13 protein-coding genes are annotated in these 14,227 nt (G+C 45.3%); 3 read left to right on the top strand and 10 right to left on the bottom strand.

The window, feature by feature from the left end:
- Position 1: 1 nt before the first annotated feature.
- Positions 2–1,006: a response regulator gene (locus CWO27_RS01380; protein WP_019821697.1), complete on the bottom strand. Its 1,005-nt coding sequence runs from the start codon at positions 1,004–1,006 to the stop codon at positions 2–4.
- Between the two features lie 306 nt (positions 1,007–1,312).
- On the bottom strand, positions 1,313–1,558 hold the full coding sequence (locus CWO27_RS01375; protein WP_010430578.1) for a hypothetical protein: 246 nt from the start codon (positions 1,556–1,558) through the stop codon (positions 1,313–1,315).
- A 212-nt stretch (positions 1,559–1,770) separates the two neighbouring features.
- On the opposite strand from CWO27_RS01375, the gene CWO27_RS01370 reads away from it, so the two are divergent.
- A complete protein-coding gene (locus CWO27_RS01370) occupies positions 1,771–2,208 on the top strand; it encodes a Spy/CpxP family protein refolding chaperone (protein ID WP_107898423.1) in 438 nt (145 codons plus the stop codon).
- 137 nt (positions 2,209–2,345) lie between these two features.
- Here CWO27_RS01370 and CWO27_RS01365 read toward each other — a convergent pair whose 3' ends face one another.
- The gene (locus CWO27_RS01365; protein WP_048659891.1) at positions 2,346–3,698 is read right to left on the bottom strand and encodes an MATE family efflux transporter; all 1,353 of its coding nucleotides are present in this window, start codon (positions 3,696–3,698) and stop codon (positions 2,346–2,348) included.
- Positions 3,699–3,798: 100 nt separating this feature from the next.
- Here CWO27_RS01365 and CWO27_RS01360 point away from each other — a divergent pair, with 100 nt between their 5' ends.
- A complete protein-coding gene (locus tag CWO27_RS01360) occupies positions 3,799–4,755 on the top strand; it encodes a LysR family transcriptional regulator (RefSeq protein ID WP_107898422.1) in 957 nt (318 codons plus the stop codon).
- Positions 4,756–4,845: 90 nt separating this feature from the next.
- On the opposite strand, the gene CWO27_RS01355 is transcribed toward CWO27_RS01360, so the two are convergent.
- Entirely contained in the window at positions 4,846–6,246 is a 1,401-nt protein-coding gene (locus tag CWO27_RS01355) for an alpha-amylase family protein (RefSeq protein ID WP_107898421.1), read from the bottom strand.
- A gap of 268 nt (positions 6,247–6,514) precedes the next feature.
- Between CWO27_RS01355 and CWO27_RS01350 the strand changes: the two genes are divergently transcribed.
- On the top strand, positions 6,515–7,414 hold the full coding sequence (locus tag CWO27_RS01350; protein ID WP_102432980.1) for a DMT family transporter: 900 nt from the start codon (positions 6,515–6,517) through the stop codon (positions 7,412–7,414).
- Between the two features lie 100 nt (positions 7,415–7,514).
- On the opposite strand, the gene CWO27_RS01345 is transcribed toward CWO27_RS01350, so the two are convergent.
- The 6 genes from CWO27_RS01345 to CWO27_RS01320 all read right to left on the bottom strand — a co-directional run bounded on the left by CWO27_RS01345 (position 7,515) and on the right by CWO27_RS01320 (position 14,129).
- Complete coding sequence (locus CWO27_RS01345; protein WP_102432979.1) at positions 7,515–7,934, bottom strand: VOC family protein; 420 nt, start codon at positions 7,932–7,934, stop codon at positions 7,515–7,517.
- 228 nt (positions 7,935–8,162) lie between these two features.
- Positions 8,163–8,927, bottom strand: coding sequence for a Fe(3+) dicitrate ABC transporter ATP-binding protein FecE (gene fecE, locus CWO27_RS01340; RefSeq protein WP_102432978.1), 765 nt, complete (start codon positions 8,925–8,927; stop codon positions 8,163–8,165).
- A 2-nt stretch (positions 8,928–8,929) separates the two neighbouring features.
- Positions 8,930–9,901, bottom strand: coding sequence for an iron chelate uptake ABC transporter family permease subunit (locus CWO27_RS01335; protein WP_107898420.1), 972 nt, complete (start codon positions 9,899–9,901; stop codon positions 8,930–8,932).
- Positions 9,901–10,935 carry a FecCD family ABC transporter permease gene (locus tag CWO27_RS01330; RefSeq protein WP_107898419.1) on the bottom strand — a complete coding sequence of 345 codons (1,035 nt, stop codon included), beginning with the start codon at positions 10,933–10,935 and terminating at the stop codon, positions 9,901–9,903. Before CWO27_RS01330 ends, CWO27_RS01335 begins: the two co-directional genes overlap by 1 nt.
- On the bottom strand, positions 10,932–11,909 hold the full coding sequence (locus tag CWO27_RS01325; protein WP_107898418.1) for a Fe(3+) dicitrate ABC transporter substrate-binding protein: 978 nt from the start codon (positions 11,907–11,909) through the stop codon (positions 10,932–10,934). Before CWO27_RS01325 ends, CWO27_RS01330 begins: the two co-directional genes overlap by 4 nt.
- Before the next feature lie 87 nt (positions 11,910–11,996).
- Positions 11,997–14,129, bottom strand: coding sequence for a TonB-dependent receptor family protein (locus tag CWO27_RS01320; RefSeq protein ID WP_107898417.1), 2,133 nt, complete (start codon positions 14,127–14,129; stop codon positions 11,997–11,999).
- Positions 14,130–14,227: the final 98 nt, after the last annotated feature.

Here is a 14,227-nt window from a genome sequence, read left to right as displayed (position 1 = left end):
ATTAAAACTCCTCCATTAGATAGGCCAATTTGTTGTCTAGAAGAGGCAGAGACTCATCAACGAACATAAATAGAAGGTCACAACGGATAGAAGTGCCATCAATGTTATAGCTTACTTCGAAGGTCATGGTCTTCTTAAACGAACCACTGGTATTTTCGATGACCGAATCAATCGAGATGTGTTGACCTAGCAACACAGGAGAACTCTGGAAGAAACGAACTTCTGATTGCTCCCCTAGTCCATTCAAGAATGAGCCAACGAGAATATTCGACACATCCATCAGTAGTTCTAACTCTTCAAGCTGTTCGCTTTCGGTTGGCACCTTCATGAGCTTCTTAAGATCGCTCACACTGGAATCACTCAACAAAACTAGTGCTTCACCTGCAATCCCTTCTCCGCTGAAGCCTTGGCAAACACCCGATACTTGGTCGTTGTCGGCTAGGTCACGAAGTGCCATGTGCAATTCACTCACTTCGAAGATGTTGACGTTCGGCAGCGGTAGGTGAACAAATACATTAAAGTGGCGCGCCAATGCATCGGCTGCACGGCCTATCGCTACGTTCGCGACTTCCATATAGATATCACGTCTGCGAAGTATTGGCAGTTCTAAAGCGGTTGGAGTAATGATTTGAGGTTGTTTTGGCGGCTCGACATGCTCGCGCAAAATAGCTTTGAGCGCTTCTTTATCGATCGGCTTTTGCAAAAACGCTTTGGCGCCAAGATCCATCACCTTCTGTTGTGCTTTTGGTTGTATGTCACCAGAAACAACGACAACAGGCGTGGTGTCACCTAAACGTTGCATCTCTTCCAATGTGCCATAGCCATCTAATTCCGGCATGGTGAGGTCGAGGAACATCAGTTTGAATTGGTTTTGAGCGAGCTCTTCAAGTGCATTGAGCCCATGAACAGCAAAAGTTATATCTGCATTTAGAGAACTAGGCAGTGACCGAGCCATCTGCTTCCTTGCTAATGCAGAATCATCACATATAAGAACTGGGAACGACATAAATGCACCACTAACAAATTTAAGCTAATTCGAACGAGTGTAACAGAACATTATGGTATCAGGTACGGGGTGAATGGATTTATGTGCAGATTATTAGTAAGAATGATGAAACAAGTGGGTAAGCTATTATTTCGTATTATTCTTCATGAAAAACAATATGCTACAAAGGTAATAGCCACTCCTTCCTGTTGAGTAATAGCACTATTTTATATAATAGTAGCCTTAATAAGCGGGTTTATTAAGGCTCGGTTTACTCATTCATTTATCGGCTTTATGTACCCATGATAAGAGAGATAGTATGAAGAACTAGAACTGATATGAAGGCCATAGAATCAGTAATGCGAAACGTATGATCACAGCAAATACCAGCAAAGCGATACCCAAACGATACCATTTGTATTCGGCTATGTTCATTGGGATACGCTTGTAGAACATCGTAATTACGCCTTTCCAATCGCTACTGCGTCTTCCGTACTGCATCATGCTCGTCAAAACAAACAGTGCGCCAAGCACTAGCATTCCTTTTTCAGCCCAGAACAATCCAACTTCCATTTGTGTATTCCTTGATAAAACGGTGAGCAACTCAAATCATTCTAGTCACCTTTTAGCTCGGTTTCTGTAAGACCAAGGTCTAAGTCGTGCCGTGCTTAGATAAAGGTAACTAAATGAACGCAATGAACTCAGCAAATTTAACTGAACGACATGTTCATATCGAGTTCAGCTTACTCACCTATACTCATGTTTCCACTAACAGGAGAAACTCAATGAAATCACTGAAAAAGTCGCTTTGTGTATTAACTGCTTCAGCTTTACTCGTTACCGCTCCGTTTGTGAGTGCTTCAACACCACAACAACCGCCGCAGCCAGCGCTTAGCCCACTGCAAATGGTCATTGCTTCTTTGAATCTAACCGAAGAGCAACAAGCGGAAGTGTTCTCTCTTATTGAAGATTATCAATCCGATCGAACAGAGATTGATATGGATAAAGCGATAGAGCTTAAGAAGAAACAGCTCTCCCTAGTAACTCAGCCAGAATTCGATGAAGCTGAAATGGAAAATGTCATCGACACGGTTCAAGCAACCGAGAAGTCGATGGTAATGCAAGAAATGCGTCTTAAGAACAACATTTATAACGTGTTGACTGAAGAGCAAAAAGAGCAATTCAAAACCATGATGAAATCAGTGCTCTCTGGTGGAAAGTAGTCTGGCAATAAAGCTACCTTATAACCAATAGGTACTCCCTACATCCTGATATTGATTCATTCCCCCAAGGATCAATTTAGATAAACAAAAGCCGCAGTCATTGATGACTGCGGCTTTTTCGTTATCAACTAACTTAATTAAGAGTAAGCTGAACAATCTAAGTCTGGTGTCTTACTGCTCTTGTTTAGAACGACCATCAAATGGATCAGCAATAGAATACCTGTCACGCCTAAACCAACGCCGATTCCACCCCAGATCCCTGCCAATTCGAATTTTGGCATCAAATACCAAGCTGCAGGTAGACCAAATACCCAGTAACCGATGGCAGTCATCACGGTTGGCATAGAGACAATCTTCATCCCTCTTAGCAGGTTAATCGCCAGTAGTTGCCAAGCATCAACAATAAAGCACAACGCCACTACCCAGATAACAGAAGCCAATAGCGATGTCATTGCACCAGTGCCGTCATCTAATTTGAAGATAGAGGCAATCATTTCAGGCCATATGATGAACACAGCAGACAAGGCCACACTCAATACCGACACCAATATAAAGCTTTGAATTGAGGTTCTTTTGATGCCTTCGTAGTTGCCTGCGCCATAATCACGACCTACTAAAATTGCGGCAGCTTGCGAGAAACCGAAGTTGAAGTTCCAAGTAAAGCTTAGGCATTGCAGCAGGATTTGGTGCAAGGCTAACGAAGCAATACTGATCGTGCCCGCCATTAAGGTGCCGCCGTATATCAAGCCATGCTCAAGTAACGCCGCTAAGCCGATAGGTAAACCCATTAGCAACAAAGGGCTCATCAGCTTGATGGAGTACTCTTCGGTATTTAGCCAAGGTGCGAACTGTTTGAACTCGTCACGTTTAAACACCCACACTGTGTATCCAACCATCACGATGAATGCTGCGATAGCCGTGCCTAAGCCTAAGCCTGTTAATCCCATATCGAGCTGGAACGTGAGGAAGTAGCTCACGGGCACATTCAGAATCACTGTGATTATCGACATCACCAGAATCGAACGCACATTACCAAACGCACTGGTTAAGCCACGCAGCACCAACAAGATAAGCGAAGGCAACATCACCCATTTCAAGGCATGGACATATTCCATGGCTAAAGTGATCACTTCTGGCGGCTGTTTGGCTGCTTCTAATACCAGCGGAGCAAACCAGAAGCTAGCCATTAAGGTCACACTGAGTACGAACGCCAACATGGTTGCGCCTTTCACGGCCAATCTAATTTGAGTATTACCAAACTCTGGGCGTGCGACACGCTGACCATAAGCAATTGCGATCAGGTTTGCGACACAACCGACGGTGCTGCTCGCAATAATAAAGATGAAGAAGTAAATAGAGGCACCTAAGCCACCAGCCGCAAGGGCTGACACACTGATACGCGACATCATCCAAACATCAGTAAGGACTAACGCCATGGATATCAGCTGTGAAATGATCAAAGGGAATGCAAGAGTGAGTATTTTTTTCATGAGCGCCTCAGTTAATTTCGCCCAAAATACGATCGATGGGGCTAGCGTTCAATTGATAAATTTGCGACCCTAACATTCCATAAACTCATGCGAACGAATTATGACCCCATATCCTAGCTTGCCATCGTCACATAATGGCTTAAAAGCTTTCGAAGCTGCCGCTAGGCTGATGAGCTTTACTCTGGCTGCCGAAGAGCTGCATGTAACGCAAAGTGCGATTAGCCGACAGATCAAACAGCTTGAAGATGAGCTAAACGCATCACTGGTTATTCGTAAGCATCGAGCCATAGAATTAACGGTACAAGGTCATGATTTGTATGTCGCTTTGCGAGAAAGCTACGGCAATATCGAAGCTGTTATCGCCTCTTGGAGTGAGCCGAAGCAGAAACGTATCGTGATCAAAGCAACCTTGAGTTTCGCAACGCGGGTATTGATCTCTAAAGTCAGAGAATTAAACGAGCGTTATCAGGAATATGAGATCGTCATAGTTCCTGTGATTGAGGAAGACGAATCAATCAACAGCAGCGAATATGACCTACTGATCTTCCACACGCGCTTCAAAAAACGCTATGACAAGGCACCAGACATCACCTTCTTGCGAGAAGAGTTCATGGCGCCGGTCTGTTCTACTAGCTTAACCACTAAAGACACCGACCTCGATTCAATCTTAACCTTACCAAGGCTGCACCCGACCTTAGATCACCATGATTGGAAAGTATGGCTAGCTGATGTTGAATCCCCACCGAAGAAACCCGTCAGAAATACCAGCTTCTTATCTTTAGATATGGCACTCAGTGCCTGTTTATCCGGTGAGGGGGTGACGGTCACAGATCTGTTGTTAGTTCAACAAGATCTCCAACGAGGCTTCTTGTACTGCCCTAAGAATGCAAAGATCCAACACAGTGCTTGGACTTACTTCATTCACCAGCGTAGTCACACGCATATCATCAACGACCTTATTGAATGGCTTAGAGAAGAGACAGAAAAAGAGATCGAGTTACTGAAAGCACTGTCTCATCAGAATCATTGGTTTGGTGTTATTAGCGATCAACAGTAACGATAAGCCTTAAGCTTAGATACAAATAAGCCGCAGAACTTACTGCGGCTTATGCTTTTTACCAGTGGTGTTCGCTCTAGAGAATAAGCATTAAAGCTTAAACATACGTGCACTGCGCGGTGGTAGATTGAACGTATGGTAGCGAGAAAAAATGGTTTCTGTCGCGCTGCTTAATACGTCTTTGTATTGAACATGCCAATTGAACTCATGTTGGTAGGTATCAACCGTCACGCCACGCGTTTCGCCACACTTGTTAATTCCAACAACGCCTTCTTTGCCACGCTTAAACAGCAAAGTACATTGGTCGCTCGAAATTATCGTCATCGACTTACCTTGCATCGCGTTATGGAAACTAAGCATATTCTTCATATTCGAGCTATTCCAAACATTGCCCCAACGACCATTATCTTTGTCTTCTGAATCCGGAAGATCATCACTGTAGATCAGCGGCGTGCCGCCATCTTTCCCAAGGATATAAGCGTAAGCAAGCTGCTCATCTTGTGGATCCATAATTTGGTAACGGAAGCCGTCGTTGGTTGGAATATCATGTGTGATCGCGAAGGTGATCGAACGATTGTCATCGAGTGCTTGGCCGTACGCTTTTGGATCATGCAGTTGGTTCAAGCCACCGCCCATTGAGAACGCCGAACGAATCGACGCAAACAACGGGAAATCATACGCGGAGTGATTAGTATTATTCAGGTAAGGCGCTAAGAATGACTCATAGCCACTGTTCCCTGCCCCGCCACTGGTGATCACTTCACCAAACACATGAATGTTCGCTGTAATTTCAGGCGTGAACACTTGGTCGATTTGGTACTGGCTCATGTGTTTGACGGCATCAATTCGGAAACCTTTGATACCCATATCCTTCAACGCTTTCAGATATAAGCGCTGCTGCGAAACTACCCAGTTATTTGGATCGAGATCAGGCAAACCTACATCGCCATCAGCCCCGCACAAACGCCAATATTGAACATGACCGGGATCGTTCCAATCTGAAATACAGCCCGCGGCATGGAAGTCATTAGCGGATACAAAACCTTGAGCCAGATTGCCAAACAGAGTCTGGTCAGCATAATAGCTTGAACGGCTCGCATAATCGTTTAGTACTTCGGCTCCCGGATAATCCAAGTCACTTCGCTTCCAGCTTTCGTTTGCCATATGGTTGAGCACCACATCGGCGTAAACATCGACGCCCACACCTTTGAGAGCGGCAATCATTGCGGTTAGATCTTGTTTGTTGCCGAGAGGTGAATCAATGGTGCGAAGATCTTGAGGTTGGTAACGCGCCCACCATTGGCTGCCGCTCGATTTCATTGCGGGAGCAACCAGTACTTTCTTATAACCGGCTTGAGCAATTTGATTGGCGTTGGCTGTCACATCTGAATACTTCCAGTTGAAAGCGTGCAAGATGGTATCTGCATAAGTAGCTGGACTGAAAGAGCAAAGCGCGAGCGTGGATATGAGTAGGGTATTGAACGGTTTCATAGAACATATCTCTTATTATAAATTCACGAGAATGATATGACTAAGAAAGACAATTAAAACGACCGATAAATCAGAGTTGAATTAGCGTCACCTTCTGTTGATGTTGATTTTATAAAATTGAGCTATAACCGATCTTATGTGAGATAAAAAACGAAGTAATCTGAAATGAGAATTAATTGAATCAAGTTGACCAGAACAGGACAAAGACTTTGGTCGGCTCTTCTAAACTAAGTTATGATTCCTGTTCCCTCAACCGATTGATATTTTTATGCCTTCTTTCTCTTTTTCAATGATCCCTGTAGGGGTTAGGTTCATGATCCTCTCTGCTTTTGGATTCGCACTGATGTCAGCGTGTGTGAAATACATCAGCAACTACGGCATACCTGTATTCGAAATTGTTGCAGCAAGGGCTTTGGTGTCTTTGATCATCAGTTATATCGACGTTAAACGAAAAGGCATTTCGATCTGGGGAAATAACAAACCTTTGTTGTTTGTTCGAGGTGCAGTTGGCACCGCAGCACTGATGTGTGTTTACTACGCTGTGACCACGCTACCGTTAGCAGAAGCGACCATTCTACAATACGTACATCCCGTATTTACCGCATTGCTCGGTGTGCTATTTCTGAAAGAACGCGTCCAAAAATCGACCATGATCTGCATTGCGTTCTGCTTAGCAGGGTTATTAGTAATGGTTCAGCCAAGCATGAGCAGTGGCACGAGCAGCGAGTTACCGCTATTTAGCATAATGGTGGCGTTATGTGGCGCATTTGGTAGCTCAATTGCTTATGTGATTGTGAGAAAGCTTAGCCAAACGGAAGACAGCTCAGTCATCATCTTCTACTTCCCACTGGTAGCTCTACCAATCTCAACAGCCCTTATCTGGAATGACTTTGTATGGCCTAGTTTGTTCCTAACCATGATGTTGGTTCTAGTCGGGATTTTCACACAAATAGGCCAATACGGTTTAACCAAAGCGATGCAGACACAAGCCGCGGGTAAAGCTTCGGCTTACTCATACGTTCAGATTGTCTTCTCGGCACTGTTAGGCGTGTGGATCTTCAACGAAATCCCATCAGTTTGGACTTACCTAGGTGGTGGTCTAATCGTAACTGGCGCGCTAATCAATGTGTTTGGCAAACAACTATTGGTGCCATTTAAAGCTAAGTAGACAACCAAACTAACCCTCAGCTAGTCAATTGATCTAAAAAAGGGCATTGCGGAAAATTCCACAATGCCCTTTAAGTACTTTCTACCCTACTATCATTCTACTAACTTGTCGCATTACGAAGTTTGGGATCATCACTCAGATATTTAACGAACTCGATTTCAAAGCCAGCCGGATCCACAAAGTAGACGTTCTTGCGATAAGGTTCTTCGGCACCGGGCTTAGCAATCGGGAAACCTGCATCAATAAGGCGTTGAGTGACGCTTTCAATGTTATTGGTTACATAAGCGAAGTGTGCGAGGCCAACAGAATGCCCAGCCAAATCTCTGTTCTCACCCTCTCCGTGATCACTCAATGCGATGTATTGGTACTCATCGCCGAAATGCAACCAGTTACGTGGCTTACCCGACCACTCCCCTTTTCCCTCGTCACGAACATACCAATGAGGGAATGCCGCTTTATAGAAAACCAGCATTTCTGGGATGTCTTTTACCACTAGATTTACATGTTCAAGTTGGATCATTCTTCTCTCCTTAAAGTATTCTCGTAAGCAACGTTGCATATCCTAATACCTCAAGTTAGGTTGAGGTAAAGCACTAATTTGCATTTATTTCGAGAACGTCTTTAGAGCCCAAATTGTTCTACTTTGACTACATACAAACTTTAAGTTTAGACGACCTAATCTAATGTGGCTTCCTTGCCAGTGTTCTGTTCTTTGTACCTTGGTGATCTCGTTGTGCTGAGCAGATAACTACATCGCGACACACATTGGTGTATTTGAAATAGGGTCTCGAAAGACGCTCGCTTTGAGATCAAATACGTTACTGAGCATCGTTTCGGTCATCACCTCATCAGGCGAGCCTTCCGCTATTAAGCACCCTTTTTCCAAAACCACTAAATGGTCGCAATAACGACTGGCTTGGTTCAGGTCATGCAACACAACAACCACCGTTTTTCCTTTAGCATTCATCTGTTGCATCAGGTTCATTAATTCCACTTGGTGAGACATATCAAGGTATGTGGTCGGTTCATCCAACATCACTACGTCCGTATCTTGTGCAATTACCATCGCAATCCATGCTCTTTGACGCTGCCCACCAGACAGTGACTCAACCGGCTTATCAGCAAACTCAAGTACACCTGTATCTCGCATTGCTTGTTCGACAATCTTTTGATCGTCCAGCCCTAGCCTTCCCCAATGAGAGACATAAGGCGAACGGCCATATTCGACCAATTTTCTTACCGTGATCCCCTCAGGGCTGACTAAGATTTGCGGAAGAAGTGACAACGAACGAGCAAGCGCTTTATCGCCATAGCTTGATAGCGGTTTGTCTTCAAACAACACATCTCCAGCCACTGGCTTGTTAATTCTGACTAACGTCTTCAATAAGGTGGATTTACCGCAACCGTTAGGTCCTATCAATGCGGTGATTTTTCCCTTAGGGATAGAAACCGACAGGTTCGGTATGATCGTTTGTTTGCCGTACGCGACGGAAAGATTCTGCGTTTTAAGCATGGTTACCAACCTCGATAACGATAGAGAAGAAAGATGAAATATGGCGCGCCAATCACGGAAGTTAGAACGCCTGCTGGTAATTCAATCGGTGGTTGTAGACCTCTAGCTAACCCATCAGCGCTGGTAACCAGAATTGCCCCTACCAGTGCAGATGCAGGGATTAACAACTTATGATTATGCCCAAACAACAAGCGAGCTAAGTGAGGTGCTAATAAACCCACAAAACTGATCGTTCCAGCAACAGAAACGCTAACACTGGCAAGCAATACAGCGGCCAATAACGCGAGAGCCTGAATCTGTTTTGGCTTAGTGCCCAATGTGGTTGCACTTTCCTCGCCAAGCCCCATCACATCTAATCGCCAAGCAAGCCATAATGCCATGGGTAATAACAAGAGCAGAGCACTCCAAACAAACGGGACTTGCTGCCAATTTCTGCCCCAAAGACTGCCTGTTAGCCACACCATGGCCGTGTTGATCTCTATTGGGTTGGTGACCAGCAAGAAGTCGATACAACTGGCCAGAAACGCACTCACCGCAATACCAATCAGCGCCAATTTGGCGGGTGTTGGCCTTGACCACCAGGCCAATGCAGCAATCAGTCCAGCAGCCAATACCCCACCGAACATCGCCACCACAGGAAGCACACTGACTGGTGCATTTGGGAACCAAACTAAACTCGCTGTCGCAGCAAGTCCTGCTCCAGCACTAATACCCATAAGATCAGGCGATGCTAACGGATTACGTATCACGCCTTGCACTAATACCCCTGAAAGCCCTAACCCTGCGCCCACGCTTATCGCGAGCAACATGCGTGGTAGCCGATACTGATGGGTAACAAAGTCGTCACTGGAAAATGCGACCAAATGTTCGATGACTTGAGGAATAGAAAGTGACGCTGCACCGACAAACAAACCCGCAGATGCCACTAATATGAGAATCCCGGATAACAAAACTATCTTAGTGTGGTGGTGCATTAAGATCTCCTCGTCGCAATCAAAATAAAACAAGGTGTCCCGAGCAAAGCAGTAATAACACCAACGGGTGTTTCAGTCGAGAAAGCAATCGCTCGCGACAGCGCATCTGACCAAGACACTAATGCTGCGCCTGCCAATGCTGAAATAGGAATCAGTAAATGATAATTGTGCCCAACCATAGGTCGAACCAAATGAGGTACTAACAACCCAACAAAGCCAATTGGCCCTGCGATAGCGACGCTTGCGCCAGCAAGCAACACGATCGTCAGTCCACTCACGAAGCGAGTAAATCTGATGTTACTGCCCAACCCAACAGCTACCTCTTCACCAAGTGCCAGCAAGTTGAGGTTACGAGCAAGACTCATTGCCAACACCAAACCAATCACTACAGGCGGCCAAAGCTGTTGCCATTGCTCATCATCGACACTAGACAGTGAGCCAGTAAGCCAATGCAAGACGCTATAAGCCATATCGTCGGCAAGAATCAGCGCCGCTCGTGTCAGTCCGAGCAATAACGCCGTAATGGCGATACCGGCTAGAACCAAACGTAACGGATGAGAACGTTCGGAGAAGAAACCACCGAGAAGCATCACGGCCCCTCCGCTTAGCAACGCGCCAAGAACTGCATTGAGGATTGGGTTTAGCTCACTGACTACCGGTATACCTATCGCAGCCAACGCCATAAAACAGGCTGCGCCAGCGTTAATGCCAAGAATCGATGGAGACGCCAGTGGGTTACGCGTTAATCCTTGCATCAATAACCCAGCGACAGACAAACTCGCACCAATCAATAGCCCCGCATAAGCTCTTGGGGCTCTTAATGTCGCCAATATTTGATGAGTCATGTTGCTTTCATCAAACGCAAACCAGTAGTGAATCAAGTCACTCAATGTTAATGAGAAATTAGACCACCCGGTCATAGAAGCCGCGTAACCAGATAGTGCCAAACACGACACTAATGCCGCAAATAATGTGACTCGCCACGACAGTATTGGCCAGAATCGCTTACTTTTAGAGAACAACATCGTACTCATGATGGATCCAAGATCTGCTCAATATTTTTCGCCATTTGTTCTGCCGCTAACATGCCTCGATTCAATGACCAAAGTGCTGGAGAAACTTCTACAACTTGCTGTTTTTTTGCAGAGGTTAGTACATTGAATAACGGATTTTTCTGCCAATCATCAACAATATTTGGATGAGAGTAAGCGCCAAGGAGTAACCAATCCGGGTTGGTTTTCAACAACAACTCAAAGCTGGTTGGCAAATATGCCTTCTCTGTTGGTTTCACAATTGGGCTCGCAATGCCTAATGTGGTCAGCACCCCTCCTGCGTAAGACGCTGGGCTATGTAACCACATACCTTTATCCGACACGACAGCGAACTGGACGGTTTGTTTGAGCGAGAAATGACTTTTGAATTCGGCCATGGCGTGTTGATGTTGTTGAATTCGTTGTTCCATTGACGATTGTTTATCGAGAGCGATGCCAATCTTGAGCGCAGACTCCAAATTTTCTTGATACGTCTCGCCGCGGCTTTTAAGCAGCAGAGTTGGTGCGATACGTTGTAGATCTTGATAGACAGTACGATGACGCTCTGCATCAGCAATGATCAGGTCAGGCTTTAATACCGCAATGGCTTCTAAGCTAGGCTGAGAACGCATGCCAACCGATTCCCATGGTTGAACCAATTCACGTACCGCCGGAATCACTCGCGAAGCATCATTGTCATCAGCAACGCCAACAGGAGAAACACCCACCGCAGCGAGTGCATCTACAAATGAAAACTCCAACACCACAATACGTTGCGGGGTAGTCGCTATCTCAAACTGACCCTGCTCGTCTTGTATGATCCTAGTTTGTGCTGAACTGGAGATTGAGGACAAGCTTAAAATCAGCAAAGCTAAGGTTATCGCTATCCTGCTGAATAAAAACGGCCGATTAAATGACAACAGTCCGTTCGACAGCTGCAATGGATTCGAAAACAAGAGTCGGGAGCTGTTTTCCATATTTAATTTTCCTTAAACGCTAGAACCGTGAAAGCCGCCAAGAGTATTGGCGACTTTTATTCGTTATTACTTTCAATAAATTACGTATTAGAACTGATAATTCAGATCCAAAGTGTAAGAACGTCCCGGTGCTGGATAACGACCAACCGGGCTGGTATCAATACCGCGGAAGTAATAGTCCTCATCAAACAGGTTGTTCACCGCAAAGTTCATGCGCAGCTTACTGTTCTCATCTTTGTACAAATCCGAGCCTAGGTTGAAGTTCCAAACCATGTAAGCAGGCACTTTACCTGTCGCGCCCGTTGAATCTTCAGCACTTGTATTCGCATTGTCAGAATAAGATTCGCTAAAGTAATAACCAGACAAAGTCGTATCTAACTTGCTAAACGCGTAAGTCGCATCCCAGCTAAATTGATGCTTAGACGTATATGGAAGTTGATTACCTTTGTTTGCACCCTCTTCCTCTAACGTTGCATCTAAGTAGTTATAGCCAGCGCCTAAACTCAGAGCTTGCATCGCTTGAGGAATATAACGACCAGAGAGTTCAACACCTTGATGGAGGGTTTTACCAATATTGTCGAAAGTTTCAGTCGCTTTTTGCCATTGAAGCTGATCTTCAAAATCGATTCGGTAAAGCGCTACATTGAAACTGGTTGAATCTTGGTTGTAGCGAGCACCCAACTCATAACTCCATGCCAGTTCACTGCCCTCTTCACCTTTACCACGGATGTAAGCAATTTGTGGTGCTCGCAAAGATTTCTGAGCATTGGTATAACCTACCCATTGTTCAGTTAGATGGTACGCCACCGTTAAACCAGGCAACCATTCTGTCACTTTGTTATTTGTCTTTTCTGCCTTACCTAGATCGTAAAATGCCATATCTATTGATTCATAGCGAATACCCGGCGTCACTTTCAGTACATCATTGAACAGGCCGATTTCGTTACTGATGTAACCAGCAAAAGCGTCAGTATCCAAATGCCAATCGCGTGGCGTTGTGGTTACTCCACTAGAAATTGATGTTTGAGTGAGCTTGTAATCAATGTCTTCGTTAACATAGCGCGCACCCACAATCACATTTTGCGTCACGGTATTACCGTCAAAATACATCGCAAGTTTCGGCTCTACCCCATACACCTTAAATTCACGTGGTGACGTACGAATATCAGTAGATGGCTGCGACGGATCAGACCACTCCACACCTTTAGTACTGTTGTAACCCCACTGGAAGAAACGCTCAGAACGATGGCCAAAGGTCAGTACTTCTAGCTCTGCACTATCAGCAATATTCAAATCATGTAAGTACTTTAAGCTCCAACGTGTCGATTTACCTTGGTACTCATCATAAGGGCGCTTAGATTGGGTACGGTCATTCTCGTAATCTTCTGGCGATAAAGCGCCCGGCATTTGCGTGTCGGCATCATAACGCTGCACGAAAGCTTGTAGTTCTTGAGTATCACTCAGTAACCACTGCAACTTAGCTTGGAAGTTTTTGACATCGGTGTCTGAATGTTCACGGAAGCTTTCACCTTTTAGAAAATTACCTTCGACTTGAAGCGCAAGCGTATCGGTTAACCAGCCACCCGTGCGCAGGTAAAAATCATTAAGTGGCGTATCGCCACCCTCGAATACAGTAAAGCGATTACTTATTTCCGTTTGCCACTCGTGTGGAATAGGCTTAGTCACCAAGTTAATCACACCACCCACGTTGTTTGGCCCATACTGCACAGCAGCGCCACCACGCACGATATCAATTCGGTCAAGCATCGACAGAGTCGCAGGGAAAATAGATTGTCCGGTATGACCATAAGGCGCAAGAGTCAGTGGCACACCGTCCATTAGAAATTGAGCATGACCACTGCGGCTGGCTTTCAAGCCACGCACCGAGATGTTAGGCAATACACCGGTACCCGTTTCGTCTTGAACCTTAATGCCCGGTACACTTTGGAAGGCCGAATCAATCGAAAGTGCGCCAGTCTTTTTAATTTGTTCGTTAGTTAGAACGGTACGCGCTCCCGGATACTCTTTCACATCCTCTAGCTCTGAGTTACCGATCAAGCTACCTGTCACGACAACCGTTTCCATAGTCGTTGTTTGAGGATCAGACGCTGCAAATGCGCTCATGGAAGTCACTGAAGCGATGGCCATTGCAAGGGTACTTAGACGCAACTTTTGGTGTGATTGAGTACAGGGTTTACCATCCAAATTCTGGTAAGGCATGAAAATCTCCTAAGTAGGCAGGTTAGGATCAAAGGCCGTGTTTTCGGTTATATCGGCGCTTTGACCCTATGGGCTAAATGGCCTCAAAATAAGACCAA

The organism is Vibrio sp. 10N.286.51.C3 (assembly GCF_003050065.1).
GTDB lineage: Bacteria > Pseudomonadota > Gammaproteobacteria > Enterobacterales > Vibrionaceae > Vibrio > Vibrio crassostreae.
Note: the sequence above shows the minus strand (reverse complement) of the source record. Positions and strands in the feature narration are given on the sequence as shown.